This is a genomic window from Dechloromonas sp. CZR5, from assembly GCF_008711155.1.
Taxonomy (GTDB): Bacteria; Pseudomonadota; Gammaproteobacteria; order Burkholderiales; family Rhodocyclaceae; genus Azonexus.
Map to the genome: position 1 here is coordinate 1 of NZ_VUYQ01000008.1, position 26,092 is coordinate 26,092.

Annotated in this window: 28 protein-coding genes; 10 read left to right on the forward strand and 18 right to left on the reverse strand. The window is 56.8% G+C overall.

Going from position 1 to position 26,092, the window contains the following annotated elements:
• Positions 1-239: 239 nt before the first annotated feature.
• From erpA to F1002_RS17440, 7 genes are all read right to left on the reverse strand, one after another.
• Positions 240-590 carry an iron-sulfur cluster insertion protein ErpA gene (gene erpA, locus F1002_RS17410; RefSeq protein WP_150430324.1) on the reverse strand — a complete coding sequence of 117 codons (351 nt, stop codon included), beginning with the start codon at positions 588-590 and terminating at the stop codon, positions 240-242.
• A gap of 64 nt (positions 591-654) precedes the next feature.
• Complete coding sequence (locus tag F1002_RS17415; RefSeq protein ID WP_150430325.1) at positions 655-1,056, reverse strand: polymer-forming cytoskeletal protein; 402 nt, start codon at positions 1,054-1,056, stop codon at positions 655-657.
• Between the two features lie 108 nt (positions 1,057-1,164).
• A complete protein-coding gene (locus F1002_RS17420; RefSeq protein ID WP_150430326.1) occupies positions 1,165-1,602 on the reverse strand; it encodes a hypothetical protein in 438 nt (145 codons plus the stop codon).
• 447 nt (positions 1,603-2,049) lie between these two features.
• Positions 2,050-3,309: a porin gene (locus tag F1002_RS17425; protein ID WP_150430327.1), complete on the reverse strand. Its 1,260-nt coding sequence runs from the start codon at positions 3,307-3,309 to the stop codon at positions 2,050-2,052.
• Between the two features lie 170 nt (positions 3,310-3,479).
• Positions 3,480-4,268 (reverse strand): indole-3-glycerol phosphate synthase TrpC, encoded by a 789-nt coding sequence (gene trpC, locus F1002_RS17430; RefSeq protein WP_150430328.1) that lies wholly within the window; start codon positions 4,266-4,268, stop codon positions 3,480-3,482.
• Complete coding sequence (trpD, locus tag F1002_RS17435; RefSeq protein ID WP_150430329.1) at positions 4,265-5,296, reverse strand: anthranilate phosphoribosyltransferase; 1,032 nt, start codon at positions 5,294-5,296, stop codon at positions 4,265-4,267. Before trpD ends, trpC begins: the two co-directional genes overlap by 4 nt.
• Positions 5,293-5,865: an aminodeoxychorismate/anthranilate synthase component II gene (locus F1002_RS17440; protein ID WP_150430330.1), complete on the reverse strand. Its 573-nt coding sequence runs from the start codon at positions 5,863-5,865 to the stop codon at positions 5,293-5,295. The genes trpD and F1002_RS17440 overlap by 4 nt, the downstream gene beginning before the upstream one ends.
• 885 nt (positions 5,866-6,750) lie before the next feature.
• On the opposite strand from F1002_RS17440, the gene F1002_RS17445 reads away from it, so the two are divergent.
• The 4 genes from F1002_RS17445 to F1002_RS17460 all read left to right on the forward strand — a co-directional run bounded on the left by F1002_RS17445 (position 6,751) and on the right by F1002_RS17460 (position 9,077).
• Positions 6,751-7,182: a 2-hydroxymuconate tautomerase family protein gene (locus F1002_RS17445; protein WP_150430331.1), complete on the forward strand. Its 432-nt coding sequence runs from the start codon at positions 6,751-6,753 to the stop codon at positions 7,180-7,182.
• A gap of 267 nt (positions 7,183-7,449) precedes the next feature.
• Positions 7,450-8,055, forward strand: coding sequence for a hypothetical protein (locus F1002_RS21050; RefSeq protein WP_191090459.1), 606 nt, complete (start codon positions 7,450-7,452; stop codon positions 8,053-8,055).
• 3 nt (positions 8,056-8,058) lie between these two features.
• The gene (locus F1002_RS17455; RefSeq protein ID WP_150430332.1) at positions 8,059-8,406 is read left to right on the forward strand and encodes a DUF3024 domain-containing protein; all 348 of its coding nucleotides are present in this window, start codon (positions 8,059-8,061) and stop codon (positions 8,404-8,406) included.
• A gap of 56 nt (positions 8,407-8,462) precedes the next feature.
• The gene (locus F1002_RS17460) at positions 8,463-9,077 is read left to right on the forward strand and encodes a tyrosine-type recombinase/integrase (RefSeq protein ID WP_150430333.1); all 615 of its coding nucleotides are present in this window, start codon (positions 8,463-8,465) and stop codon (positions 9,075-9,077) included.
• Positions 9,078-9,274: 197 nt separating this feature from the next.
• Here F1002_RS17460 and F1002_RS17465 read toward each other — a convergent pair whose 3' ends face one another.
• Complete coding sequence (locus F1002_RS17465) at positions 9,275-9,622, reverse strand: helix-turn-helix domain-containing protein (protein ID WP_013124624.1); 348 nt, start codon at positions 9,620-9,622, stop codon at positions 9,275-9,277.
• A 97-nt stretch (positions 9,623-9,719) separates the two neighbouring features.
• On the opposite strand from F1002_RS17465, the gene ovoA reads away from it, so the two are divergent.
• The 4 genes from ovoA to F1002_RS21055 all read left to right on the forward strand — a co-directional run bounded on the left by ovoA (position 9,720) and on the right by F1002_RS21055 (position 14,356).
• Complete coding sequence (ovoA, locus tag F1002_RS17470) at positions 9,720-11,834, forward strand: 5-histidylcysteine sulfoxide synthase (protein ID WP_150430334.1); 2,115 nt, start codon at positions 9,720-9,722, stop codon at positions 11,832-11,834.
• Entirely contained in the window at positions 11,819-13,003 is a 1,185-nt protein-coding gene (locus F1002_RS17475) for an ADP-ribosylglycohydrolase family protein (protein WP_150430335.1), read from the forward strand. The genes ovoA and F1002_RS17475 overlap by 16 nt, the downstream gene beginning before the upstream one ends.
• Complete coding sequence (locus F1002_RS17480) at positions 13,000-13,662, forward strand: DsbA family oxidoreductase (protein WP_068588550.1); 663 nt, start codon at positions 13,000-13,002, stop codon at positions 13,660-13,662. Before F1002_RS17475 ends, F1002_RS17480 begins: the two co-directional genes overlap by 4 nt.
• Before the next feature lie 520 nt (positions 13,663-14,182).
• Positions 14,183-14,356, forward strand: coding sequence for a hypothetical protein (locus F1002_RS21055; RefSeq protein WP_191090460.1), 174 nt, complete (start codon positions 14,183-14,185; stop codon positions 14,354-14,356).
• Positions 14,357-14,412: 56 nt separating this feature from the next.
• On the opposite strand, the gene F1002_RS17485 is transcribed toward F1002_RS21055, so the two are convergent.
• Entirely contained in the window at positions 14,413-16,026 is a 1,614-nt protein-coding gene (locus F1002_RS17485; protein ID WP_223879668.1) for a transposase, read from the reverse strand.
• Positions 16,027-16,085: 59 nt separating this feature from the next.
• Between F1002_RS17485 and F1002_RS17490 the strand changes: the two genes are divergently transcribed.
• Together F1002_RS17490 and F1002_RS17495 are read left to right on the forward strand one after the other, a co-directional pair.
• Complete coding sequence (locus tag F1002_RS17490; RefSeq protein ID WP_150430336.1) at positions 16,086-16,883, forward strand: aldolase/citrate lyase family protein; 798 nt, start codon at positions 16,086-16,088, stop codon at positions 16,881-16,883.
• Between the two features lie 90 nt (positions 16,884-16,973).
• Positions 16,974-18,761 (forward strand): sigma-54-dependent Fis family transcriptional regulator, encoded by a 1,788-nt coding sequence (locus F1002_RS17495; protein WP_150430337.1) that lies wholly within the window; start codon positions 16,974-16,976, stop codon positions 18,759-18,761.
• 25 nt (positions 18,762-18,786) lie between these two features.
• Here F1002_RS17495 and gstA read toward each other — a convergent pair whose 3' ends face one another.
• The 9 genes from gstA to F1002_RS17540 form a co-directional block, all read right to left on the reverse strand.
• Entirely contained in the window at positions 18,787-19,392 is a 606-nt protein-coding gene (gene gstA, locus F1002_RS17500; RefSeq protein ID WP_150430338.1) for a glutathione transferase GstA, read from the reverse strand.
• Between the two features lie 83 nt (positions 19,393-19,475).
• Complete coding sequence (locus F1002_RS17505) at positions 19,476-19,898, reverse strand: tautomerase family protein (protein ID WP_150430339.1); 423 nt, start codon at positions 19,896-19,898, stop codon at positions 19,476-19,478.
• A gap of 10 nt (positions 19,899-19,908) precedes the next feature.
• Positions 19,909-20,664, reverse strand: a complete 756-nt coding sequence (locus tag F1002_RS17510) for an SDR family oxidoreductase (RefSeq protein ID WP_150430340.1) — start codon at positions 20,662-20,664, stop codon at positions 19,909-19,911.
• A gap of 51 nt (positions 20,665-20,715) precedes the next feature.
• Positions 20,716-21,771, reverse strand: a complete 1,056-nt coding sequence (gene dmpG / locus F1002_RS17515; protein ID WP_150430341.1) for a 4-hydroxy-2-oxovalerate aldolase — start codon at positions 21,769-21,771, stop codon at positions 20,716-20,718.
• Positions 21,771-22,685: an acetaldehyde dehydrogenase (acetylating) gene (locus F1002_RS17520; protein WP_150430342.1), complete on the reverse strand. Its 915-nt coding sequence runs from the start codon at positions 22,683-22,685 to the stop codon at positions 21,771-21,773. The genes dmpG and F1002_RS17520 overlap by 1 nt, the downstream gene beginning before the upstream one ends.
• 24 nt (positions 22,686-22,709) lie before the next feature.
• Entirely contained in the window at positions 22,710-22,913 is a 204-nt protein-coding gene (locus tag F1002_RS17525; protein ID WP_150430343.1) for a 2-hydroxymuconate tautomerase family protein, read from the reverse strand.
• 24 nt (positions 22,914-22,937) lie between these two features.
• The gene (dmpH, locus tag F1002_RS17530) at positions 22,938-23,741 is read right to left on the reverse strand and encodes a 2-oxo-3-hexenedioate decarboxylase (RefSeq protein WP_150430344.1); all 804 of its coding nucleotides are present in this window, start codon (positions 23,739-23,741) and stop codon (positions 22,938-22,940) included.
• Complete coding sequence (dmpE, locus tag F1002_RS17535) at positions 23,738-24,535, reverse strand: 2-oxopent-4-enoate hydratase (RefSeq protein WP_150430345.1); 798 nt, start codon at positions 24,533-24,535, stop codon at positions 23,738-23,740. The genes dmpH and dmpE overlap by 4 nt, the downstream gene beginning before the upstream one ends.
• Before the next feature lie 8 nt (positions 24,536-24,543).
• Entirely contained in the window at positions 24,544-26,004 is a 1,461-nt protein-coding gene (locus tag F1002_RS17540; RefSeq protein WP_150430346.1) for a 2-hydroxymuconic semialdehyde dehydrogenase, read from the reverse strand.
• Positions 26,005-26,092 lie beyond the last annotated feature (88 nt).

Sequence of the window (26,092 nt, forward strand, 5' to 3'; positions counted from 1 at the left end):
AGAGAAGCGAGATTATGAAGCACTTCCCAACTCCCGTCAAGCTCTTCGTGAATTTATTTTTCAATCAACTCACTTTCTGCCTGACCTCCCGCACCGCCGAAAACACCCGCCGCTGCAGAAGAGGTGCGCATTATATAGATTCAAAAACCACCGTCAATACCCTGCACCAAATTTTTTAAACGCGATAGCCAAAAAAGAAAAAGGCAGCCGAAGCTGCCCTTTTGGGAAAGCTCAATTAATCAAGCAGAGAAGGAAGACCCACAACCACAGGTAGAGGTAGCGTTCGGGTTGCGAATGACAAATTGCGCCCCCTCAAGACCTTCGGAGTAATCAATTTCTGCACCAACCAGATACTGGAAGCTCATCGGATCGATCAACAGCGTCACGCCATTTTTCTCCATCGTCGTATCGTCTTCGTTCACTTCTTCGTCAAAAGTGAATCCGTACTGAAAGCCCGAGCAGCCACCGCCAGTAACAAAAACCCGCAACTTGAGCGCCGGATTTCCCTCTTCTTCAATCAACTCCTTAACCTTACCGGCTGCGCTGTCGGTGAAAACGAAAGGGGTAGACATTTCGGCAACTGCATTCATGAGCAAAACTCCAGAAAAAATTCACGCACGATTATGCGAGTCCGCACAATCCCGGTCAATCGTATTAGGCAGGCGTCGCGCCCTTAAGTTCCACGGACTGCCCAATCGCGTTTACCAAGCGCCCCTCGATCACAGCCCCTTGGTGCATTTCTATTGTCGCGTACTCAACATCCCCGACAATGCGCGCCTTGGATTGCATTTCCAGTGACTCAGTCACCACAACCGGACCGACTACCGAACCATTCGTGACTAAATGACCAACCCTAACAGCCCCCTCGACACGCGCATGCTCACTCAGAATCAAGGTTGACGATGAAGCGCCCTCCACCGCCTGAATGCTGCCCTTCACTTCACCGTCCACACGCAAACCACCCGTAAAGTAGACAGCCCCCTCAACCCTAGTTCCCGCACCGATCAGACTATCGATTCGCCCCAGCGGCTTGTTTTGCTCCTTTTTGCCAAACATCGCAACTCCTAAATTTGCATCCAAGGCTTGAACCTTATCGTACTACCTTGCAAAAGACGAGACTCGCTGGGGCACGCCTAATCGAGAGCACCGCCTTACAAAGCGGCGTTAGCGCGAATTTTTTTTGTTTGCCCGAAGGTCCGTCTCAGACCCCGGCGGCATCAAGCGCTCGAGTATTTTCATCTCCTCTTTCAAGACCCCATTTTCAGACTCAAGCACGCCAATTTTAAGAAGTAGCTGCTGATGCGCTGCCCGCTCAATGCTCAACGCATTCTGAGCAGAGCCCGCCACCGAACGGAGTAAAGCCAGTTCATCATGTTGCAATTGCAACTGTCTGAGCAGATCGGTCTCGCCCTCATCTTTAACTCCTACCCCCCAATTATTCGCGGCAAACCACCCCAAGCCGAACATAACAAAGGCGAACAAGATGGAAAACAACCAGAACCAAGAAAGAGGCATATGCTGACGAATAACCACTCGTGGTGACAAAACACCAAATCGCCGCCTATATTTTTTGAGCTTAAGCGTGAGCGCCGGTGTTGGCATCCCGTTACCTCGCACTAATCATGGAAATCACCGTACTCGAAATGAGCAGAAAACCGACTATGCACCACGCCCCCATTCGACCCTTCGAAACATCCAGTAAAAACTGAACACCAGTCACGAAGGGACACACAGCACAGAGGGGAAAGTATATCGATTATTACAAAAATCGATCAACTCGGCACACTGAAGAATTCGCACACCCCAGCACTCAAGCAAGATCGACGCTCCAGCAGGGTTCGCCCAATTTACCAAGACGATAGCGCCGGATAGCTAAAAGAGGTGGCGCAACAGGACAAACACGCCTCCCGGTAAAGCAGATTCCCAGGTAAGCGCCTCATACCGAGCATCTACAGCACAAGCACGGAAAACGATGCACGCAATAGGCAAAGCCCAAATAAAAACGGGAGCCGAAGCTCCCGTTTATTTTCAGATCTGGTTTAAGCCAGATTAGAAGGAATGACGCAGACCAACGCTGAAGCCGGAAACTTGCGAACCGTCAGCCAGGCCACCACCAGCGGTAGCGGTGGTGTTCGGAGCGGAAACGCCGTACATGTAGTCGTAGTTAGCATTGTTCTTGTTATTGATGCGGCTGTAGATAGCCTTCAGAACAGTGCGCTTGGACAGGTTGTATTCGTAACCAGCAACGTAGTGGTTAGCACCTTCCTTGTCGACGCCGTTACCCTTCAGGTCGTTGGCGTGACCCCACTGAGCCAGGATGGCACCCTTGCCCAGGTTGAACTTGCCAGACAGATAGGTGGTGTTCTGCTTCAGATCGGAACCGGTGGTCGGGTCGATACGAGCACGATCAAACAGGAAGCCAACTTGGCCGAATGCAGCCTTGTACATGACGCCCAGACGATGATTATCAACCTTGTTCCAGCCAGCAGCCAGACCATCACCAGCGGTGGTGGTGAATGCGGAGTTAGTAGCGTTCAGGGCAGTAACATCACCAACAGAACCATTACCGGCAGCGTTAACTGCAGTGTAGGCGTAACCAACATAAACCGGGCCGGTTTCGAAGTTCAAGCCCAAGGTCCAAGCAGTGTTGCCTTGGGCTGCATTGTCACGTCCCATGGACTCGTGACCAGCCAGACCAGTGGTGGTGAAACCTGTGGAGTAAGCCAGAACACCGTTGAAACCACCGACGGTCGGCGAAACGTAGGCAATAGCGTTGTTGATACGCTGATCGAAGTGACCGGCACCCGAACCACCGGAGAACTTGCCCAGCAGGGCGGTGTTGGCACCGATACCGGTCGCACCGGAGTTGACGTCGAACTTGGCACCCAGAGCGCGGGTCGGGCCAGTCAGGTTACCGGCAACGATGGTACCGAAGCCACCAGCCAGACCAACGAAGGAGTCACGGTTGTTCCAAACGCCGGCGGTACCATCGGTGTTCAGGCCGCTCTCGAACTGGAAGACAGCCTTCAGGCCGTTGCCCAGATCTTCAACACCCTTGAAGCCGATGTAAGAAGAGTTGGAAGTGACGCGGTTACGATTGTTGTAGTCCAGACGCTCGGATTGATTGTGAGCACCAGCAACTTGAGCACCTTGTGCATTGGTGCTAAACCCGCCAGCGTTCGTGCCGCCGGTAGCCTTGACGCTGTCGAAGGTAGCGTCAGCAACACCGTAGATGGTGACGTTGGTTTGTGCGAAAGCAGCGGTAGAAGCCAGACCAGCGATGGCCAGAGCGATAATCTTCTTTTGCATCAGAAAATCTCCTTAGTGGTTAGTTTTTGGTTTGACCCGAAAGCCATTCCAAGCTTTACCTCTCGGATCGAGAAGTTGCGTCGATTGTCGCAAGGGCAAAACCCTCGGGCAACCTGTGTTTGCGTTGCCGCCACGCTTTTGGCGGACTTTGTTGTATTGCCGCAACACGCTCAAGCAAACAAACGCGCCAACTCGACGCCCGGCTCCGGCGCACGCATGAAAGCTTCGCCGACGAGGAAGGTTTCTACCTTGTTTCCCCGCATGAGCGCGACGTCTTCCGGTTTCAGGATGCCGCTCTCTGTGACGACGATACGGTCGGCCGGGATGCGTGAGAGCAGACCGAGGGTGGTATCAAGCGTAACCTCGAAAGTGCGCAGGTTGCGGTTATTGATACCAAGGAGAGGGGTCTTCAGTTGCAGCGCGACATCGAGTTCTTCGCCGTTGTGTACTTCGACCAGCACGGCCATGCCGTATGTCATGGCCTGCGCTTCCAGGGCCTGCATGTCAGCCAGGCCCAGGGCGGCCGCGATGAGCAGGATGCAGTCGGCCCCCATCGCCCGCGCTTCGGCGACTTGATAGGCATCAACCATGAAATCCTTGCGCAGCACGGGAAGAGAACAGGCGGCACGCGCGGCCTGCAGGTATTCCGGGCACCCCTGAAAATACAGGCGATCCGTTAGCACCGAGAGGCAGGCAGCACCGTGCTGTTCGTAGCTGCGGGCGATATCGGCAGGCTGAAAATCGGGACGGATGACACCTTTCGACGGGCTGGCCTTCTTGATCTCGGCGATGACCGCCGGCCGACCGGCCGCGATCTTGTTGCGAATGGCACCAACAAAGTCACGGGCAGCCGGCTGCGCAGCGGCTTCGGCCTCTACCGTCGCCAGCGCCTTGCCGGCGCGTGCTGCGGCAACCTCTTCGTATTTGGTCGCGATGATCTTGTTAAGAATGTCGCTCACGGTTTGCTCCCCAGTCGTTGCGTGCATTGAACGAACTGATCCAGCCTGGCACGCGCCGCACCGCTGGCAATTGCTTCGCGAGCCTTGGCGATGCCATCGCCGATACTGTCGGCGACATTGGCGACATAGAGTGCCGCACCGGCATTCAGGCAGACGATTTCGCGCGCCGCACCGGGCTTGTTTTCCAAGGCGCCGATCATGGTCTCCCGCGACTCTTCGGCACTGGACACCTGCAGGTTACGCAGCGACATCATCTGCAGACCGAAGTCTTCGGGATGAACCTCGTATTCATGAACCTCGCCATTCTTCAGTTCACCGACCAGGGTGGCGGCGCCGAGCGAAATCTCGTCCAGACCGTCCTTGCCGTGCACGACCAGCACGCGCTCAGCACCGAGTCGCTGCATGACGCGAACCTGAATACCGACCAGGTCGGGATGGAAGACGCCCATCAGCGTATTCGGCGCACCGGCCGGATTGGTCAGCGGGCCAAGGATATTGAATAGCGTCCGCACACCCATCTCGCGGCGCACCGGGGCAACGTGTTTCATGGCGCTGTGATGGTTCGGCGCAAACATGAAGCCGATGCCGGTTTCCTCGACACAGGCGGCGACCTGCTCGGGCGACAGCATGATATTGGCGCCCAGCGCCTCAAGCACGTCGGCGCTGCCGGAACTGGACGACACGCTGCGTCCGCCATGCTTGGCCACCTTGGCACCGGCGGCCGCCGCCACGAAGATGGACGTGGTGGAAATATTGAAGCTGTGCGCCGCATCGCCGCCGGTACCGACGATATCGACGAAGCGGTTGTCGTAAGGCACCTTGACCGGCGTGGCCAATTCACGCATTACCGACGCGGCGGCCGCGATCTCGCCGATGGTTTCCTTCTTGACACGCAGTCCGGTGACGATGGCGGCGATCATGACCGGCGAAACTTCACCGCCCATGATCTGGCGCATCAGGGAGACCATTTCGTCATGGAAGATTTCGCGATGCTCGATGACGCGTTGCAGGGCAGCTTGCGGAGTCATTTCTTGTGTTCGTCCAGGAAGTTCTTGAGCAGGTCATGACCGCGCTCGGTCAGGATGGATTCGGGGTGGAATTGCACACCTTCGACAGGCAGCGTCTTGTGGCGTACGCCCATGATCTCGCCATCGTCGGTCCACGCCGTGACCGCCAGGCAGTCGGGCAGCGATTCACGTTCGATGGCCAGGGAGTGGTAGCGGGTGCAGGTCAGCGGATTGGGCAGCCCCTTGAAAACGCCGACATCCATGTGATGCACCGGCGAGACCTTGCCATGCATCAGCTGCTTGGCGTGCACGATCTTGCCGCCGAAAGCCTCGCCGATGGATTGGTGACCGAGGCAGACACCGAGCAGCGGGATCTTGCCGGCAAATTCCTTGATCGCAGCCAGCGAAATACCTGCCTGCGCCGGCGCACACGGGCCGGGGGAGATCACCAGATAGTCGGGTTTGAGGCGGGCGATTTCGGCGACTGAAATCGCATCGTTGCGAAAAACCTTCACGTCCTGCCCGAGTTCGCCAAAATACTGGACGATGTTGTAGGTAAAGCTGTCGTAGTTATCGATCATCAGCAGCATATTGAGCCTATCCTATTGTTCTACATGGCAACCGAATCAGACAACAAGCATAGATACCCGCTTAGATACCCGCTATTTATTTTGATGCCCCACATTGATGCTCTGGAATCGAATGCACTAAAACCTCTATTGTCACCCATATCTGCTCCGACTCAAACCAAGCCTCTGCGGGAAGGCCTCGCCAGTGTGATTCGTCCAATGAGGCTGACGGCACATTGGAAGACGAGAGTTGTGGCTCGGAAGGCCAAGAGTGTCCCGGCGATCAAAGCACTGATTAGGAACGAGGATAAGCGCTTGATCTCCCTGAAGAGGTCAAGTTCGCTTGTTGTTTAGGGATGACTGGGAGGAGCTAGTGGCGGTCCGGATATCGGCCACTGCTGCCGTTGGCTGATGGCTCACTGTCGGTCAGCAGTCTGGCGGTAAGCAGCCGTTATGGGACATTTCCCGGCGACCGGCAGCTTTCTACTCCGGCGAATACGTGCTCCCGACCCTTAGCCGTCCTACACGGTATCCGAGGTTCTACGGCAGGTGACTGAGTGGAGCGGCCGTTCGTGGCGGCTGGTCACCGACAGGTCGTCGGCCTTTGCCGCCGCTGGCTGATTGCTTACTGTCGGTCAGCAGTCTGGCGGTAAGCTGCCCTTGGGGGTATTTCCCGGCGACAGGCAGCTTTCTAATCCGGTGAGTACGTGCTCCCGACCCAAAACAGCCCTTGGCCTAATCGGTCGGGGGATGTCAGCTTGTTGCCCGAAGCGGACATGGAAGGGCAATACCCGAAAGGTATTGATACCAAACAAATTAGATATTATCTGGACCAATGGTCATTGGTTAGCATCCTCTGGTTAGCTAAAGAGTTCATGTGTCGTACCTATCCCCGAGGATGAAAGCATGCCAGTTGCCCATATCAACGTCCTTAAAGGACACACGCGCCAACAACTCCGCCAAGTATTGGCAGACGTTTCGTCAGTGGTTATGAAAGTGCTACAAGCGCCTGCTGACCGCCTAGAAATTTGGATTACTGAAATTGACCCTGAACTTTGGGGAGTCTGCGGAGTGCCGGCAGAGGATGTCCTAAAAGAGAGCCCGATGAAAGACGTTGAGATGCCTTTTATCCAGATGGTGATTCTGGAGGGACGCACCAAGGAACAGCACCATGCGCTTATTGCACAAGTAACCGAAGCGGTTGGTAATGCGCTTGGAGCGGATAAGCAGCGTATCCGCATTCACATTTCGGAAACGAAACCCGACCTGTGGGGCATTGGTGGTGTTCCCGCAAGTGTGCGCCGAGCTGCTGAAATTCAGGCGCGAGCTTCTGCTTAAATTATCCCCATGCAGTTAGGGTTACGTCTTGAATATCTGGTATTGGGCCGGAAGCAGACATCATAGAGACCTTGCTGGCGGATTGCTGAGAGGCCGCAACTGGCCGATTGCGCCAGTACGGGCAGTGTGCCACAAAGCTACCGTTGGCCTGATGCCCATAGATCATGTCCGGATAGTGTCTGCGGGGGGCGATTTCTTCTGGATTGTCTCGGATAGCCAGTCTCAGGATAATGGTGGATTCGCAGAACAAGCAAACCAAATCCGTGTATGACCGAACGCACAAAGCGCCCTAAGAGCAAGGTCACCTGGTCCGACGTCAAGAGCAAGCTCGCTGACTTCGACAGGGCGGGGTTGCAACAACTGGTTGCCGACCTTTATGTCTTCCACAAAGACAACCAGACCTTTCTTCATGCCCGTTTCGGCTTGGGAGAGAACCCACTCGAAGCCTACAAGCAACGCATCCAGGCAGCGCTAGCCCCGGATATCAGCCGCAAGCGCAATGCCAACATTTCGGTAGCGGCGGCTAAAAAGGCGATATCAGAGTACAACAAGGCCGTCGGCGATCCGCTGGGTATTCTGGAACTGCGGCTGTTCTGGTGCGAAACTGCAGTCAAGTTCTCCATGGACTACGGATACGGTGATGTTGGCTACCTCGAGGCGCTTGCGCTCCAGTACAGCGAGGCATGCATTGTATTGTCGGCCCTGGATGAACCCTTGCTCGAAGACACCATCGAACGACTGACGAATATTCGGGACGACGCACAGATGGGGTACGGCATCTGGGATTACATGGCTGACACTCTGGGGAAGGCGTTGCTCAAGTTGCCAATGACTACAGTCGAGGCAGAGATCCCTCAAACTGGCAGTTCATAGCTCATGGCATTCAACGACCTCGACAGGAAGCGTATCGAAAATGCCATGGTAGCGTTCATGGCCAAGCGCCGCCCGCCACCGCACATACGCCCGGAACTCGACATTGGCTATCGGCTGACTGACCAGAGCGTTGAGATATTCGAGATTCGCCCGCAGTGGGACAATCCGGCGATCACTCGTGAGCGCCCGTTCGCCAAGGCGACCTTTGTACGAACTCAGAATCTGTGGAAGGTATTCTGGAAACGCTCTGACCTGAAGTGGCATGGCTACCAGCCCGCCGCAACTGTGAAGTCGATTGATGAATTTCTGGCTACCGTCGACGCGGATCAGTACTGTTGTTTTTTCGGGTAGCCCCCGTTATCTTTGGCAGAAAAATCTGACTCCGATCAACAACCAAGGAGTCAAAGATGGAAACCATCAACAAACGCGAGGCCTGGAACAAGGGAAAGCTCGTCGGCCAGAAGCCGCCGCTAAAGCCGAAGGATATCTGGGCCATCCGCATCTACCTCCAGAATGCCCATGCGGTCCGCGACCTCGCCATGTTCAACTTGGCCATCGATAGCAAGCTGCGTGGCTGCGATCTTGTGAGCCTGCGGGTCCGCGATATCACCCATGGGAACCAGGTGCTATCCCGCGCCATGGTGATCCAGCGGAAAACGCAGCGGCCAGTGCAATTTGAACTGACGGAACCGACGAGGACGGCAGTAACGGCATGGCTTGAGAAGTCACGTTTGCGCGGAGATCAGTTTTTGTTCCCGAGCAGGGTCGCAAAGTCGCCACACGTCTCGACTCGGCAGTATGCACGGATCGTGCATCACTGGGCTGAATCTGCCGGTCTGGACTCGTCGGCCTATGGGACGCATTCCATGCGGAGAACCAAGGCAACGCTGATCTACAAGCGCACGAAGAATCTGCGTGCCGTTCAATTGCTACTTGGCCATTCCAAGCTGGAAAGCACCGTTCGCTACCTCGGTATCGAGGTAGACGATGCGCTGGAGATTTCGGAGCAGACTGAAATCTAGCCTGTACCAAGCGGCTACTCGGGTTTGGCCCCGTGTGGCCGCTTTCTGGCATCTTTTCGTAGGTGTGCTCCCGGCCAGGAGCGGTCAATCAATAACCCACGAATCCAGCCGTTTAGCCGTCAGCTTTGGAGCAATTACCTGCCGTCCTTTGGAAAGCTACGACAGACCAGCCCCGTCATATTTCACTAAAAATACCCTCAACCTGGAAGCGTCAGGAGTTCCGGCACATGCTCGTCCAACCAGTCATCGAGCGATGACAATACGGTTCGGAAAGAACATCCCAGTTCAGTCATCGAATACTCGACTTTAGGTGGAATCGTCTGGAAATCATGGCGAGCGACCAGGCCATTCATCTCGAGCCGACGAATGGTCTGGGTCAGCATCTTTTGCGAGATACCTTCGATTTCCTGCATCAATTGGCCATTGCGCCGCGGACCATTTGCAAGGGCATGCATTACCAGTAGCGCCCATTTGTCGCCAATCAACTCAATGAATTTCCTGGATGGACATTGCTTAAAGCACGGATTCGTTTTGCGCTCGGTCATGATTGAAAGCCTATAGGCACCACAAGGTGCGTACTTTACCATTGTAAAGTAGCTCAATACACTGCCATCAGCACCAAATTTATGAAGGCTGAATGCTGTGAAATCCCTGTTTCCCCGTACCCCTTTTCTCGCTGGCAGCGACGTTGAAGCCAAGCGTACTGAGCTGCTGCATTACTTCCATGCCACCTTTGACCGCTACGAGTCTCTATTCGAGGTGCTCTCCTGCGATGAGGCTTATTACAAGAAGCCCATCACATTGCGACATCCCCTGATTTTCTACTTCGGCCATACGGCCACATTCTTCATCAACAAATTCTTACTCGCCGGCCTGATTGATAAACGCATCGACCCCAGGCTGGAGTCCATGTTTGCCATCGGCGTGGATGAAATGAGCTGGGATGACCTGGATGACGCCCGTTACGAGTGGCCCACGGTTGCAGAGGTACGCGCCTACCGCAACAAGGCCCGTGAAGTGATTGATGGCGTGATTCGGTACACGCCGTTTTCCTTGCCCATCGGCTGGGATGACACATTCTGGGTCGTACTGATGGGCATTGAGCACGACCGTATCCACCTGGAAACCTCATCAGTGCTGATGCGTCAGCATGACCTGAAGTACGTCACCCCCCATCCGGACTGGCAACCCTGCCGCGACAGTGGCACAGCACCCAGGAACACGCTGGTGAACATTCCCAGCGGACGGGTGGTGCTTGGCCGAGCACTTACTGACCCTATCTACGGTTGGGACAACGAATACGGGCACCATCAGGCTGACGTGCCAACCTTTCAAGCCTCCCGCTACCTGGTCAGCAACGGCGAATTTCTCGAGTTCGTGACAGCCGGTGGCTATACCGACGACAGCCTGTGGGACGAAGAAGGTTTGGGTTGGCGCCGTTATGCTCGGGCAGAGTTTCCCACGTTCTGGGTGCCGTCGGCTGATGGCTGGAAGCTGCGCTTGCTGGCCGAAGAAGTGCCGATGCCCTGGGACTGGCCGGTGGAAACCAATTGCCTGGAGGCTCGTGCCTTCTGCCGCTGGAAAGCGCGGGAAACCGGCCAATCGGTGCGCTTGCCGACTGAGGACGAATGGCATCGGATGTATGACCATGTCCATCTGTCTGACGTCCCTCATGATGCGCCAGCGGCTGCCAATCTGCATCTCGACCACTGGGCCTCGAGTTGCCCGGTCAATCGATTCATCCACGGTGATTTGGCGGATGTGGTGGGTAATGTCTGGCAATGGTGCGAAACGCCGACTTATCCATTCGACGGCTTCGACGTCCATCCCATCTATGACGATTTCACCAGTCCGACCTTTGATGAACGGCACAACATCATCAAGGGCGGCAGCTGGATTGCCACAGGTAATGAATCCCGCCATGCCTCGCGCTATGCCTTCCGCCGTCACTTTTTCCAGCATGCCGGCTTCCGTTACGTGGTGACAGACACACCAGTGCCAAACCCCGTGTCGGCCTATGAGACCGATGCCATGGTTTCCCAGTACGCTGAATTCCACTACGGTGAAACGACCCTTGGCGTCCCGAATTTCCCGCAGGCCATGGCACAACTGGCCATCGACTTCCATCGACGTCACGGAAACGGCGGCAAGGCGCGCGCCCTCGACCTGGGTTGTGCGACCGGCCGGGCAAGTTTTGAGTTGGCCAAGACTTTCGACAAGGTCATCGGCATCGACTTTTCCGCCCGTTTCATCCAGGTGGGTATCCGATTGGCCGAAACCGGCGCCATCCGCTACACCATGCCTGAGGAAGGCGAGCTGGTCGGCTACCACGAACGCCGCCTGGACAGCCTGGGTCTGCTGGAGACTGCGCAACGCGTCGAGTTCTGGCAAGGCGATGCCTGCAACCTGAAGGACATCTTCAGCGGCTTCGACCTCATCCTGGCTGCCAACCTCATCGACCGACTTTACGCACCGCGCCGCTTCCTCGATACCGTTGCTGACCGCCTGAACTCAGGTGGCCTGCTGGTACTGGCCTCGCCCTACACCTGGCTGGAGGAATACACCAAACGCTCCGAGTGGATTGGTGGGTTCAAGAAGGATGGAGAATCCCGCACCACTCTGGACGGTCTCAAGGAAATCCTCGGCCGAAAGTTCGTCATGGTCGAAGCCCCCCTCTCGGTTCCCTTCGTCATCCGCGAGACGCGACGCAAGCATCAACACACCCTGAGTGAGGTAACCGTATGGAAGCGCAAGTGATGCCATTGACCAACCCGGACCACTACCGAGACCGTGCCCTGGGTGCCCTGATGGGCGCTTTTATCGGTGATGCCTTGGGTATTGGCCCCCACTGGTATTACGACCTGGACCAAATGGTCGCCGACTACGGCCCATGGGTTGACTCCTATACGCGCCCCAAACCTGGGCGTTATCACGAGGGAGTCGAGCCCGGACAGCCTTCTCAGTCGGGCATCTTGCTGGAGATGACGCTACGCTCTTCGGTGGAGTGTGGCGGCTATGACGAAGCAGACTTTTGCCGACGACTGGATACGGAGCTTTTTCCTAAACTGGACGGCACCCCGATGAATGGCCCTGGTGGCTACACCAGCCAATCGATTCGGGATGCCTGGCGCAACCGAGTCCAAGAAGGGCTGGCTTGGGGGAGCTTCGGTAGTGATGTCGATAACACGGAGGCTGCCGAACGTATTATCGCTATTGCGGTGCGCTATGCGCTCAATCCGGCCAAACTGGCATGGGCAGTGACTGCCAATACAGCGCTAACTCAAACAAACAGTAACGTCCTGACTACAACGACCACATACGGTGCGGTACTGGGTATGTTGGTGGAAGGGCATCGATTTGATGCCGACATATCCGACAAACTCATGGACCGTATCAAGGCCGACAAACGAATCGCTCGCTTCAATTCAGCAGTGCAACCACTCCACGCTGCCGCTCAGGGAAGGCTAGAGGTACAAATACACACCGACTGTCAGCCATGTATGGAGACGTTCTTTCCTTCTCACGATGCCTTGGTGACGCCATCGGGCGTTGCCCGGGCAGCACACGACTCGGGAATTCGCATCGAGCCTGCCTCCAAAGTAAGTTTGCTCTACGGCCTTCCTTGCGGGGTCCATCACCAGTTTCCAGCTGCCTACTACCTGACGGCCCGCTTCCAAGACGACTTCGAATCTGCCGTGCTGCACGCCCTAAACGGTGGTGGTCAGAACCAGGCACGCGCCATGCTGACAGGCGCTCTCAGTGGCGCGATGGTTGGCCTGTCCGGTATTCCCCGGCGATTCATCGATGACCTAGAGCGCGCTAAAGTGCTACTGGCACTTGGCGAGAGGCTGGTAGGCGATATGCAAAGTCAGGCGCAGAAAAATGGCTCCCCCGGATATTTCATCGATGAGAGACGTTGCCCATGAACCCGTCGCAGCCTTTGACCATTGAAATCGTTTCCGACGTTGTCTGCCCGTGGTGCTTCATAGGTTTGCGCCGGCTGGACTTGGCCCTTGAGGCTGTCCGGCGCAGGCATCCTGATATTCGTTGCATCAAGCGTTGGCGCCCGTTCTTCCTGAATCCCAGCGTGTCGCCAGAGGGTGAGCCTTACCTGCCTCACCTGGTGAAGAAGTTTGGTGGCCCCGAACGGGTTCAAGCGGCATTCCAACATGTGCGTGATGCTGGCGCTGCCTATGGACTGGATTACCGGTTTGAAGACATCAAGGTCCTAGTCAATACGTTTCAGGCGCATCGACTCATTCACTGGGCACAACAAAGCGGCGATGCGCAGATTTTGGTAGAGCGGCTATTAATAGGGCAGTTTCAGCGCGGAGAGAACCTTGGTGATGAGGCTGTCCTTGCCAAAATCGCCGTAGAGTGTAGCTACCGAGAGACTGCCATCGTCGAATACTTGAACTCTGATGAAGACAATCAGCTTGTGCAGGAACAGGAAAGGGAGTCCAGGGCCTGGGGTGTGACCGCAGTTCCTACCTTCATCGTCGGGCGAAAGCTCATGCTCGCAGGGGCCGAAGACCCCATGCTTTTTGCCGAGGCCATCGAGCGAGTTTTGGTTATGGGTTCTTGATAAAGACGCGGCTGTCTGGGCTGTTCGCAGCAATCGGCCGGTTGCTGTTGAAAAGCTGCCCTTCAATCGACCACGTGACCAAAGTCCGCATTGGGTCGGTTGTGTGAGCTCGTCGGATGGAGAAGCTGCCGTTCGACGTGACTTCTAGTTGAACGGCAGGTGACTGGCACATTGCTGCCCGAGTCAGGCGATACCCCCATCGTCAGCAAAGGCCGAATTGTCGACTATTGCTCCTAGCATAAGGCTGACGTTCGGCCTTTGCTGCGATTCGACCTGCTGACTTATTTAGTCAGCAATCTGACAGTAAGGAGCCCTTCACTACCGAATCGTCCTTAGCGCTAGATTTTGTATGGGGTCCGCGCCTCACGTTCAAAAACTGAACAAATCGATACCGATCAGGTATTGAACACGAGATAAATATATATTGGACAGTATCCACTGAGCTCCCAGATAGTTGAGGGATTAACAAAGGCAAGGTCTCCCCCTTCAAATTAATCCTATGGAGCAGTAAGGAAAGTACATGTTTAAGCGCAATCAGATCCTGCGGATTGCCGGGATAACCTTAACGATGATGGCGCTTTCAGTGCAAGGAATGAATAATTCATCATGTTTGCCATGGTGGGAAAACCTAGCGATTTCCTTAGGCTGCGCATTTCTCTGGGCGGGTGGCTCCAGCCGAATTGCCAAACAGTAGATTACTGAATCGTTCCGACTAAAACTAGACGATGCTATTTAACCTAAAAACCTCAGTTACCCCACCCGGTTTGCATGATCGGTCAGCAAACGAAGGGGTGCCGGTGGCCCGATGGCCGCGATGGTGCGCTTGAGATGGTCGCAACAGCGCAGCCAGACCGATGGGGCGGTGAACTGCTCCGCAGCTTCGCTCATCCAGGCTTGAAGCTGGCTGGACACGCGCACGAGCACCTGCCGGGCCTTGTCGAAGTAGGCATGCTGGCCAGTGAGCGTGATCGTGGTCTGGCCGGCATGCTCGGTGCGCCGACCGACCGAGGACATCAACCAGGGCCGGCTGGTGATGGCCTCGAGTCGGGCTTCGGGGTTGGCCAGGCGCACGAACAGACTCCACCAGTTGTAGATCAGCGCCACGGCACGCGCGGACAGTTGGCAGCGATGCAGATCGTGCGTGGTGAAGCCACCCCAGCCCCACTGGTTCTTGAGCTCGTCGAAGGCGTTCTCCGCGTCGGCCCGGTCACGGTAGAGCTGGCCGAGCGAGAGGATTTCGTGGTCCAGATTCGTGACCAGCACGGCGTACTCGTAGCCGGTGATGCGCTTTGCGCCCTTGCGGTCGGCCTCGATGAAGCCCAGCAATTGCTGACCGTTGTCCTCCTGGGCGACGAGCATCTCGCCCTTCAAGGCGCGACGCAGCACGACCACGCGGCGCTTGTCCTCCCAGCCGGTGAGTGCCAGCGTGCTGTCGATCCCTTCCCAGCCCTGACCGGCATCGCACCAGCCCGAGACCCGGAACAGACGCTCGATGTGGCGCTTGACGTTCTTCGACAGGCGCAGCTTGAACAGATAGGGCTGCGCGCGCGCTTCGAGCTCGCGCATGATGCCGTCCGACCCGAAACCGCAATCGCCGCGCACGATTTTGGGCCGCTGATGGGCGGGCAGTTCATCGAGGATCCTGAGCAGACCGGGCAAGGTGTGACTGCCCGAGTGCTCGTTGCCCGCCTTGACCTCGACCCCCATCACCAGGCGCAGCCCGGCCATCAGGTAGGTGTGGTAACTGTGCGAAGGCCGCCCCGGCTTCTTCGGGTTGTACGACACGACCGCCCCCTCCTGCTTGCCGTACAGCGGCTTGATCGTTGTGTCGATGTCCAGAATCCAGGGCACATCGAGCAAGGGCGCGGTGCTCTCGCGCAGGTGGTCGTCGAGCCAGCTCACCCCTTTGTCTTCGGGAATCGCCACCAGCGCCCGGCGCAGCGCATCCTCGCTGATCACCTTGTTCATCCCCAGCAGCCCCGGATTGACCCCGTCACAGCGAATCGTCGTGACGTGCGAGTAGCGCCGGTGCCCCGACAGAATCGACAGCATCCAGGTGCCGAGCACATCGGCCCTGGTCGGTGCGTTCGGGCTCGAGTACGACAGCGGGCAGCGATCCTGCCAGCCCGACCACAGCCCCGTCAGGGTCAGGAACTCGATGAAGTACGCCAGTTGCCCCATCGGCGTGGCCGCGCCATCTGCTTCCCAGCGAACACGCACGCGACCGCCCGCCGTCTGCACCCCCGCACACGACAAAAGCATTTCCTCGGCGTCCAGACGCTTCAATTTCGACTCACCCATCGGGTGACTCCCTCGATCAACAGCAAACCCATAGCCTGCCAGCGGTTCGAGCAAGCTGCACATCACCAACTGAGATTTTTAGGTTTAATTGTCGCCCATCCCTGATCTAGGAAGTTCTCGCTATGGATATTCCATTCAATCAATTCAAGGCTGACCTTAAAACGGATAAAACATTACTTGGCCTTTGGCTCGGATTAGGTGAAACATTTAGTGCCGAAATCTGTGCCGGGACAGGCTTCGACTGGCTGCTCATAGACGGCGAGCATGGCCCGAATGATCTTCGGAGCATTCTGGCTCAACTACAGGCGATTGAACCCTACGTATCGCAAGCGATAGTCCGCCCACCACAGGGTGACCACGTTCTGATCAAGCAATTGCTTGAGACTGGCGTCCAAACGCTTCTTATCCCCATGGTAGAAACGGCGGAGCAAGCATCAGGACTCGTGCAAGCGATGCGCTATCCCCCATCAGGGATTAGAGGGGTCGGTGCGGCGTTGGCTCGAGCCTCCCGCTGGGGCCGGATTCAAGATTACAACGCTTCGGCAAATGATCAGATGTGCTTGCTGCTACAAGTCGAAACTCGACGCGGCTACGACAATTTAGATGAAATATTGGCTGTGGAAGGCATTGACGGCATTTTCTTTGGCGCAGCCGACCTTGCCGCATCCTATGGGCTACTGGGTCAATCCAATCATCCCAGTATCGTTGATGCTATCGCCAACGGACTGAAAAGAACTCGCGCCGCAGGAAAAGCTGGGGGCGTGCTGTGCAGTGAAAAACATATTGTCGAAAAATACAGTGACGCTGGCGCCCGCTTTATTGCTATTGGTGTTGACGGCTTATTGCTTGCGGCAGCAACTACTGAACTCCTAAACAGCTTCCGGCCAGGAGGCTGCGACAAAAGCATCTCCAACTATTGAGTAAAAATTGCGACTGGCGGCGATAATCCAATTTTTGGACTTCGCCTCCCCGCTATCGATGATGACGACCGGACGCCAAAGAGGAAACTGATGGACAAGTCCTTCAACAGTGCGCCTGACCCAAGCATTCGCATTGTTCGCCCAAACTTCCAGGCAATACACCGTTTTCCCGACTTGGAGGACTTGGCTGGATTGATTCGTTTCGATCCGGGCAATGGTGAAATATGGCTCGACGACCAACGAATGATGCTGATACACAACACATCGCTGGGAGCCTTGCGCCGAGAACTGATTGAGACGCTGGGCATAGAGAAAGCACGGGGGATCATTACCCGAGTGGGATATCACTCGGGAAGTAAAGATGCCGAGATTGTCCGTCGTCATCGCGCTGGCTCTAACGACGCTAGCGCTTTTTCTCTTGGGCCACAGTTGCACTCCATCGAAGGTTATCTGACGACAGAAACACTGGCGACAGAAGTTGATGTTGAGGCCGGTCACTTTTATGGTGAATATATTTGGCACAACTCAGCCGAGGCTGAAAGACACATTGCTGCATTTGGCAAAAGCAACGCTCCCGTCTGCTGGATGCAGCAAGGCTACGCAAACGGTTATCTAACCAGCTTCCTTGGGCGCCCGATGCTGGTCAGAGAAGTGGAATGCAAAGGCATGGGCCACGCAGCCTGCAAGATCATCGGAAAGGCTCTTGATCAGTGGGACGATCCGGACTCCGACTTTCGTTACCTGCAGCCCCAGGAGTTTGTTCAAAATCCTAGCAGCAAGACCTTCTCATTTGATCGTACAGAAACTCCTGAAGGAAACTCTGCAAGCAAGATAACCCTGGTTGGTGTTTCCTCCGGCTTCAATTCTGTTTGTCACATGATCCAACGTGTCGCACCAACGCGCGCCACCGTCCTTTTTTTGGGAGAAAGTGGCGTAGGCAAGGAGCAGTTTGCCCGAACCTTGCACAACATCAGTGATAGAACTGAACAACCATTTATTGCAATCAACTGCGCTGCCATTCCTGAGCAATTGATCGAATCAGAACTTTTCGGTGTCGAGAAAGGTGGATTCAGTGGTGCAAATCAGTCGCGCCCGGGACGATTTGAACGTGCTGATGGAGGAACGCTCTTCCTTGATGAAATTGGGACGCTCAGCCTCGTAGCGCAGGGCAAGTTATTAAGGGCACTTCAAGAAGGTGAAATCGAACGTATCGGCGATACCCACGTACGGCGCGTTGACGTCCGTGTCATTGCCGCAACCAATGAAGACCTGCGCAAGCTGGTAGAGCAGGGAAAATTCCGGGATGACCTCTTTTACCGCCTGAACGTCTTTCCCGTCAGGATTCCCCCTTTACGAGAGCGCAAGGAGGACATACTTCTTCTCGTGGAGAATTTTCTCAATCGTTACTGCGCAATGCATAAGCGCAGGGTTACGGGCTTCACCGAGTCGGCGCTTGAAGCGCTGATGCTCTACTCCTGGCCTGGCAACATCCGGGAATTGGAAAACCTGATCGAGAGGGGTGTCATTCTTGCGCCGGAAAATGGTGCGATTGATATATCGCATCTATTCAACAGCGGCGAAAACCTCCGGGGGGAAGATCCCAAACCCATCGAAACTTTGGGTACTCTGGAAAATATCGGGAACGACGTGGATTCTGAGGAACTTCTGCCAGAACTACTGCCAGAACTACTGCGCAAAGGTCTTGCCTCAGGCCAGATCAGTTTGGATGGCTTGGAAGACACCATCATCAATGAAGCGCTGAAACTCGCCAAGGGCAATGTGTCCAGCGCGGCCAAAATACTTGGGACCACAAGGGCTCGTGTTGCCTATCGCCTCTCTGGCAAGAAGGTTCCACACCCGCCGGAAGACAAGGAGTAGTCAATCGATTACTCCTGTTTTCAGCTTAGAGAAGGCCCTCAGTGCGCAAGGCTTCCTGAACGGCGGGCCGATTCAGAACTCGCCGATGGAATGCCACTAACGCAGGCCATGGCGCCAGGTCGATCTGCAGGAAACGAGTCCAGTTAACTACAGTGAATAGATAGGCGTCAGCAACGCTGAAATCGCTGCCTGTCAGATAGTCTTGGCCTGTCAGCGCTTTTTCTGCAAAGGAAAAACGCCGCTCGATATTTGCCCTCGCCGCCGCCTTCCAATCAGCCGAGGCGGCTGGATTAAACAGTGGGCTGAAATTCTTATGCAGTTCGGTGCCAATGAAGGTCAGCCACTCTTGAACCCGAACCCGCTCCAGGCTCCCAGCAGGAGGCAAAAGACACTTGCCGGGATTCTGGTCAGCCAAATACTGCACGATGGCGGGTCCTTCGGTCAGCAATTGGCCACCGTCAATTAACAGAGCCGGCACATAGCCCTTCGGATTGATGGTATTGAAATCCTTGCCATCAGCAGTCGTGTGCGTGGCCAGATCAACCTTCACCAGTTCATGCGGCAACTCCAGTTCACACAAAACGATATGCGGCGACAGGGAGCATGCACCGGGAGAGAAGTAAAGTTTCATTTGTTCTCCAAGATTCAAGAGGTAAGCAAAAGCACAACGGAAACATTGGCCCAACTAGGACTTAGGGCACGTTCTCATTGATATCAATTAGCTGCAATTTGCCGGCGAGCTTCGATTTCTGTTTGTCGCAAATGGCTGGCAGGAACGCCGCCTATGCTCCAATCTTCCGGCGCAACAGGAACAATGCCTCCCCGTACCAATTCTCTCGGAGCACCGAGTATTTCTACGATCAGGTCAGTAAAGGCGGTGAGCAGACTCTGCCGATCCTCCAATGAACGCCCTTCAAGCACGATAAAGGAAAAATAGGGGGCCATCACCTCAGAATCACTGACCATCTTTCCCCCGACACACATAAAGCGTGCCTCGTGTTCGGTCACGAATACGCGGACGCGATCTATCGGGCAACGTAATCCGTCGGCAAAAGCTTGGCTACAGCGCAACAGAAGATTTTCCACCGCGGGCGCCGGACTCTGACCGCGAACCAGATGAATGTTCAAGATTGGCATTTGAATTCCTCTACGGCAGACCGCGCCTACGGCCGGCATCAAGCATCAGGGAAGAGCCGGTCATCGCTGACGCTTCTGGTGCCAGCAACATTTCCAGAGCCCAAGCCACCTGGCCCGGCTCGGTGAAGGCATGGATCGACGATTCGTTGAGCATGGATGCCATTACCTCCTCGACAGTAGTGTTATTCAAGCGTGCACGATCTGCTGCCACCCGGCGGAGACGCTCGGTATCAGCCGGTCCCGGTGCGACGAGATGCGCGGTAATACTTCGCTCGCCGTAAGCAAGGCTGAGTTGTCGTATAACGTTGACGAGAGCAGCGTTGGCGACACCAGCTGCAGCCGCGTAGGCAGTCGGCTCAAATCCGTAGTGACCACCAATGGCGACGAGGCGTGAATCTGTCTGCAAATGTGCGTCGACTGCCCGCACCAGTCGCAGCAACCCACCAACCTTGATATTTACTGCGTCCACCAAAGCCGATGTGTCGATGTTGAGCACACCACCACCCACACTGACACCTGGGCCATGTACGACCATGCGGACGGGACCAGGCAAAGCGGCTCGAATTGCTTCAATCGAACTGTCCTGTCCGATATCTGCGACACAGGGTTTCAGGCCTGTATTTGCCGATGCCAATGCCTGCAGGGTAGTTTCACTTCGGGCAACCGCCACCACACCAAGACCGCGGGCAAGAAAGCGTTCGACCATCACCGAACCGAAAGCCCCAGTGGCACCGACAACAACGACCCATTCTTTAACTTCAGCCATCACGAACCTCGGCAAGTTGGCTGGAAAGGATTGACCTCCCCAGCCAGCGAATCAGGCTGCCACTTCCTTGAGCAGGCCGCGTTCCTTGGCCATGGTCATGGCCGTATCGACGATCATGTCTTCCTGGCCGCCGATCATCTTCTTGCGACCGAGTTCGACCAGAATATCGCGTGCCGGGATGCCGAAACGCTCACCGGCCCGCTTGGCGTGCAACAGGAAGGTCGAATAGACGCCGGCGAAACCCAGGGTCAGCGAGGCGCGGTCGACTCGGACCATATGTTCCATCATCGGCACGATCAGATCTTCGGCCATGTCCATCAGCTTGAACAGGTCGCAGCCCGTTTCAATGCCCATACGTTCGCAGACAGCAACAAAGACTTCGGTCGGCGTATTGCCGGCCCCGGCACCGAGGCCGGCGACAGAAGCGTCAATGCGGGTGGCACTGGCTTCGATGGCGGCGATAGAGTTGGCGATGCCCATGCCCATATTGTGGTGGCCGTGGAAGCCAATCTCGGTTTCCGGCTTGAGCACAGCACGCAGCGCTGATACCCGAGCCTTGACATCGCCCGGCAGCATGTAGCCGGCAGAGTCGGTGATGTACACCGTCTGAGCCCCATAGGACTCCATCAGCTTGCCTTGCTGTGCCAACCCTTCCGGCGTATTGAGGTGGGCCATCATCAGAAAGCCGCTGGTATCCATGCCCAGCTTGCGGGCAAAGGCGATATGCTGCGGCGAAGTGTCGGCTTCTGTGCAGTGGGTAGCGACGTGCACGCTGCGCGCACCAGCGTCGTAGGCTGCCTGCAGTTCCTTCATCGTACCCAGGCCGGGGATGAGCAGGATCGATACCTTGGCCTGCTTCATTTTCGCGGCGACGGCACCGATGTATTCCTCGTTGCTGTGCGGCGCGAAACCGTGCTGCAACGAGTTACCGCCGAGGCCGGCGCCGTGCGTGACCTGGATCAGCGGCACACCGGCATCGTCAAGTGCAGTGGCGATGCTGAGCATCTGTTCGATCGACATCTGCTCGCGCTTGGCGTGCATGCCGTCGCGTAGGGACATGTCATGGATGACGACCTTGCGGCCCTTGAGATTGGTTTCGGCGCTCATCACGCGACCTCCAGAGGCTTGAGCTGGATTTTGCCAGCCAGGATTTCTTCGGCGAACATCTCGGCGGTGCGTGTCGCGGCCGCCGTCATGATGTCCAGGTTGCCGGCATATTTCGGCAGGTAGTCGCCAAGACCGGCGACCTCCATAAAGACGGTGACCCGCTTGCCGTCGAACAGCGGACCATTTACCAGGCGGTAGCCCGGCACGTATTTCTGCACTTCCTTGATCATCGCGTGCACCGAGGCGGTGATGCGGGCCTGGTCCGGCTCTTCGTCGGTCAGGCAAGAAATGGTGTTGCGCATCATCATCGGCGGATCTGCCGGGTTGATGATGGCCAGGGCCTTGCCCTTACGGGCGCCGCCGACGACTTCGATGGCGTTCGAGGTGGTGTAGGTGAATTCGTCGAGATTGGCGCGGGTGCCCGGACCGATCGACTTCGAGGCGAGGCTGGCGACGATCTCGCCGTAGGCGACCGCCTGCACACTGGAAACGGCGGAGACGATGGGAATCGTCGCCTGGCCGGCACAGGAAATCATGTTGACGTTCATCTCAACCTTGTCGGCATGCTGGCGCAGGTTCACCGGCGGCACGCAGAGCGGGCCGATGGCAGCCGGCGTCAGGTCGATCATCATGACCCCCAACTCATTGAGCTTGCGCGAGTTCTCGGCATGGACATAGGCCGAGGTCGCGTCGAAGGCGATCTGGATATTGTCTTCGAGAACGTAGGGCAGCAGGCCGTCGACACCGGCAGCGGTGGTCTTCAACCCCATGTCGCGGGCACGAGCCAGGCCTTCGGACTCCGGGTCGATACCGACCATCCAGACCGGCTCGAGGACCGGGCTGCGTTGGATTTTATAGATCAGGTCGGTGCCGATATTGCCCGACCCAATCAGGGCGCATCTGATTTTTTTCATCTCTTCCTCAATTGGCTTTTGGTCTTACTTGCCTGCCGCTTCATTGCTCTGGCCGACGGTTACACCGCCAACGCTGAAGTGCTCGACCGGATGTTCTGTAATCAATATCCGCACGGTTTCGGCGGGAATTTCGAGCGCCTCGACCAAGGCTGCTGTCATTGCTGCAACTGCCTTGCGCTTCTTTTCGACGCTACGCCCTTCGAGAAGGTGCATTTCAATAATTGGCATGGTGCTGTTTCCTTTTATGGTCTTTTAGTCGATAAATCGCATTGAGACGCTGCCCAGATCCTGGAAGCGGGCCACAATGCTGTCGCCCGGCTTCACAGCCACGGCCTCGGTGATGCCGCCGCTCATGACGAAGCTGCCGGCGGGGAGTTCCTCGCCCAGTTCACCCAGGATATTGACCAGCATGGCGATGGCTTCGGCCGGATGCCCGAGCACTGCAGCAGAAGCCCCCATGGTGACGATTTCACCATTTTTTTCCATGACCACGCCGAGTGTGCGCAAGTCGATATCCTCGACATAACGGGCCCGGCCGCCACCGACAAAGCGCGCCGAGGAACCGTTGTCGGCAACGACGCTTTCCAGGTCAAACTTGAAGCCTGAGAAACGCGAGTCGATGATCTCTACCGCTGGCAGCACGTAGTCGGTCGCATCCATCACATCCTGCAGGGTGCAGTTCGGGCCCCTCAGGGTCTTCTTCATGACGAAGGCAACTTCGCACTCGACGCGCGGATGCACCAGGTCGGAAGTCTTGATCGCCGAGCTTTCCGGACGCGCCATGCGGTCAGTCAGGAAACCGATCGACGGCACGCTGACCCCCATCTGGATCATCTTGGCCTTCGAGGTCAGGCCCGCCTTCCAGCCAACCTGCTTATGACCGGCGGCAAGGAAGCGCTTGCGCAGTTCCAGTTGTACCGCGTAGCCGTCGCCGATGGTCATCTGCGGGTATTCGTCGGTCAGCTTGGGGATGGCATAAGCGCGGGTCTGCGCGCCTTCGATACGCTCGCACAGGCGAACGATGTCCTCGCGGCCGAGGGTGATGCTCATGCTCATGCTGCACTCCTTCCGGAAAATTTGACCCGGCAGCTACCGAGGCCGCCAACCGTGCACACCAGTTCGTCACCATCGACCACCGGCACCAGCGCCGATTGCGAACCGGAGAGAATGATCTCGCCGGCCTTGAACGGAATGCCCAGTTCGCCCAGCGTATTGGCCAGCCAGGCGACCGCATTGGCCGGCGAACCCTGGACGGCGGCACCGACGCCGGTCGAGAACAGTTCCCCGTTCTTTTCCAGCACCATCCCGGCCAGCGTGATATCCAGCTGGCGCGGATCGCCCTTGGTCTTGCCGAGGACATAAACGCCACAAGATGCGTTGTCGGCGACGGTGTCCTGGATCTTGATCTTCCAGTCCACAATGCGCGAATCGACAATCTCGAAACAGGGCAGCACGTAGTCGGTGGCGCGAATGACATCCATCGCCGTGATACCCGGTCCCTTGAGGTCTGCCTTGAGAACGAAGGCGAGTTCGGCTTCGGCCTTGGGCTGGATCAGCGTCGCCAGATCGATCGTGTCGCCTTCCTGAAAGACCATGCCGGTAAGCAACATGCCGAAGTCAGGCTGATAGACGCCGAGGAAATCCTGCACCGGCTTGCTGGTCGCACCGATTTTCTTGCCGATGATCTTTTCTCCGGCCTGCACGCGGCGGGCAACGAAACGCTCCTGGATCTGGTAGGCATCCTCGATGGTGATTTCCGGCTCGCGTTCGAGCAGCGGGCGCACCGGGCGGCAAGCCACCCAGGCCTCGTAAAGCTCATCGCCGTAGGCGGTTATTTTTTGCTTGTCCATTAAGGGCCTCAGAGCTTGACGCAGATGTTGCGGGTTTCGGTATAGAACTCCAGCGAATGCACGCCGCCTTCGCGGCCGATGCCGGATTGCTTGGAGCCGCCGAAGGCCGTGCGCAGGTCGCGCAGGAACCAGCTGTTGATCCAGGTGATGCCGACTTCGACACGGGCTGCGACGCGATGGGCGCGGCCGAGATTGGTCGTCCAGATCGTGGTCGACAGGCCGTAGTCGTTGTCGTTGGCCTTGTTGATCACTTCGTCCTCGCTGTCGAACGGGCTGATGTGGCAGCACGGTCCGAAGATTTCCTCGCGCACGACGGTTGCCGTTTCTGGCAGGCCGGTCCAGATGGTCGGCTGCACCCAGTGGCCTTCGGCCAGGTCGGCCGGCATCTCGGGCACGCCGCCGCCGGTGACGATGGTGGCGCCTTCGGCCTTGGCCTTGGCGTAGTAGGACATGACCTTCTGCTTGTGCTCGGCGCTGATCAGCGGGCCGTAGTTGGCATTGTGATCATCCGGACGGCCGAACTTGACGGCTTCGGCCTTGGCCTTCAGTGCCTGCACGAATTTCTCGAAAATCGGTCGCTCGACATAGACACGCTCGGTTCCCAGGCAGACCTGCCCGGAATTCAGGAAGGCGGAACGGAAGATGCCATCGACTGCCGCATCGAAATCCGCATCGGCAAAAACGATACCGGCGTTCTTGCCGCCCAGTTCGAAGGAAACATCGCGCATGCCTTCGGCAGCGGCCTTCATGATCGCCGTGCCGGTGCGGGTTTCACCGGTAAAGGTGATGGCATCGACGAGCCTGTTCTGGGTCAGGAATTCACCGGCTGAATTGGGGCCGAAACCATGCACGACGTTGAAGACGCCCTTAGGGATGCCGACAGCATTCATTACTTCGCCGAGCAGGGTCGTCGTCAGCGGCGTCTCTTCCGACGGCTTGACGACTACAGTATTGCCACAGGCCAGGGCCGGGCCGACCTTCCAGGTCATCAGCAGGAACGGGGCATTCCACGGCGAGATCACGCCGACCACGCCTTTCGGCTGACGGATAGCGTAATTCAGGGCGCCGCGACCGTCCGGCGTCGCCATCTGGAAGGACTCGGAGGGCACATTCTTGACGACATCGGCGAAGACCTTGAAATTGGCCGCGCCGCGCGGAATGAAGGCGCTGGTCATGACATGACGCGGCTGGCCGGTATCGGCCATCTCGGCGGCGACAAAATCGTCAAAGCGGCGGGTGATCTCATTGGCCACCCCGTACAGCAGCTCGACGCGCTGGTCGGTGGTAAAACCGCCCCACTCGCCCTTCAAGGCGGCATGTGCTGCCTGCACGGCGGCATCGACGTCAGCCCGGCTGGCTTCAACGACATTGGCGATGACCTGATTGTTCAGCGGCGAACGCTTTTCGAAGGGCGTTGTACCCGTGGCTTCGACAAACTCGCCGTTGATGAAATTCTTGATCAGTTGCATGGCAACTCCTTGTGGTTCTCCCCGATAACGGGGCTTAACAATCAGTCTAGATTCCGCCGATCAATACTGTCCAATACCTTATTTCATT

Excerpts from the sequence above, each read along its gene's own strand:
- erpA (WP_150430324.1), bottom strand. The coding sequence starts at position 590 with ATGAATGCAGTTGCCGAAATGTCTACCCCTTTCGTTTTCACCGACAGC.
- F1002_RS17415 (WP_150430325.1), bottom strand. The coding sequence starts at position 1,056 with ATGTTTGGCAAAAAGGAGCAAAACAAGCCGCTGGGGCGAATCGATAGT.
- F1002_RS17420 (WP_150430326.1), bottom strand. The coding sequence starts at position 1,602 with ATGCCAACACCGGCGCTCACGCTTAAGCTCAAAAAATATAGGCGGCGA.
- F1002_RS17425 (WP_150430327.1), bottom strand. The coding sequence starts at position 3,309 with ATGCAAAAGAAGATTATCGCTCTGGCCATCGCTGGTCTGGCTTCTACC.
- trpD (WP_150430329.1), bottom strand. The coding sequence starts at position 5,296 with ATGACTCCGCAAGCTGCCCTGCAACGCGTCATCGAGCATCGCGAAATC.
- F1002_RS17440 (WP_150430330.1), bottom strand. The coding sequence starts at position 5,865 with ATGCTGCTGATGATCGATAACTACGACAGCTTTACCTACAACATCGTC.
- F1002_RS17445 (WP_150430331.1), top strand. The coding sequence starts at position 6,751 with ATGCCAGTTGCCCATATCAACGTCCTTAAAGGACACACGCGCCAACAA.
- F1002_RS21050 (WP_191090459.1), top strand. The coding sequence starts at position 7,450 with ATGACCGAACGCACAAAGCGCCCTAAGAGCAAGGTCACCTGGTCCGAC.
- F1002_RS17455 (WP_150430332.1), top strand. The coding sequence starts at position 8,059 with ATGGCATTCAACGACCTCGACAGGAAGCGTATCGAAAATGCCATGGTA.
- F1002_RS17460 (WP_150430333.1), top strand. The coding sequence starts at position 8,463 with ATGGAAACCATCAACAAACGCGAGGCCTGGAACAAGGGAAAGCTCGTC.
- F1002_RS17465 (WP_013124624.1), bottom strand. The coding sequence starts at position 9,622 with ATGACCGAGCGCAAAACGAATCCGTGCTTTAAGCAATGTCCATCCAGG.
- F1002_RS17475 (WP_150430335.1), top strand. The coding sequence starts at position 11,819 with ATGGAAGCGCAAGTGATGCCATTGACCAACCCGGACCACTACCGAGAC.
- F1002_RS17480 (WP_068588550.1), top strand. The coding sequence starts at position 13,000 with ATGAACCCGTCGCAGCCTTTGACCATTGAAATCGTTTCCGACGTTGTC.
- F1002_RS21055 (WP_191090460.1), top strand. The coding sequence starts at position 14,183 with ATGTTTAAGCGCAATCAGATCCTGCGGATTGCCGGGATAACCTTAACG.
- F1002_RS17485 (WP_223879668.1), bottom strand. The coding sequence starts at position 16,026 with ATGTGCAGCTTGCTCGAACCGCTGGCAGGCTATGGGTTTGCTGTTGAT.
- F1002_RS17490 (WP_150430336.1), top strand. The coding sequence starts at position 16,086 with ATGGATATTCCATTCAATCAATTCAAGGCTGACCTTAAAACGGATAAA.
- F1002_RS17495 (WP_150430337.1), top strand. The coding sequence starts at position 16,974 with ATGGACAAGTCCTTCAACAGTGCGCCTGACCCAAGCATTCGCATTGTT.
- gstA (WP_150430338.1), bottom strand. The coding sequence starts at position 19,392 with ATGAAACTTTACTTCTCTCCCGGTGCATGCTCCCTGTCGCCGCATATC.
- F1002_RS17505 (WP_150430339.1), bottom strand. The coding sequence starts at position 19,898 with ATGCCAATCTTGAACATTCATCTGGTTCGCGGTCAGAGTCCGGCGCCC.
- F1002_RS17510 (WP_150430340.1), bottom strand. The coding sequence starts at position 20,664 with ATGGCTGAAGTTAAAGAATGGGTCGTTGTTGTCGGTGCCACTGGGGCT.
- dmpG (WP_150430341.1), bottom strand. The coding sequence starts at position 21,771 with ATGAGCGCCGAAACCAATCTCAAGGGCCGCAAGGTCGTCATCCATGAC.
- F1002_RS17520 (WP_150430342.1), bottom strand. The coding sequence starts at position 22,685 with ATGAAAAAAATCAGATGCGCCCTGATTGGGTCGGGCAATATCGGCACC.
- F1002_RS17525 (WP_150430343.1), bottom strand. The coding sequence starts at position 22,913 with ATGCCAATTATTGAAATGCACCTTCTCGAAGGGCGTAGCGTCGAAAAG.
- dmpH (WP_150430344.1), bottom strand. The coding sequence starts at position 23,741 with ATGAGCATGAGCATCACCCTCGGCCGCGAGGACATCGTTCGCCTGTGC.
- dmpE (WP_150430345.1), bottom strand. The coding sequence starts at position 24,535 with ATGGACAAGCAAAAAATAACCGCCTACGGCGATGAGCTTTACGAGGCC.
- F1002_RS17540 (WP_150430346.1), bottom strand. The coding sequence starts at position 26,004 with ATGCAACTGATCAAGAATTTCATCAACGGCGAGTTTGTCGAAGCCACG.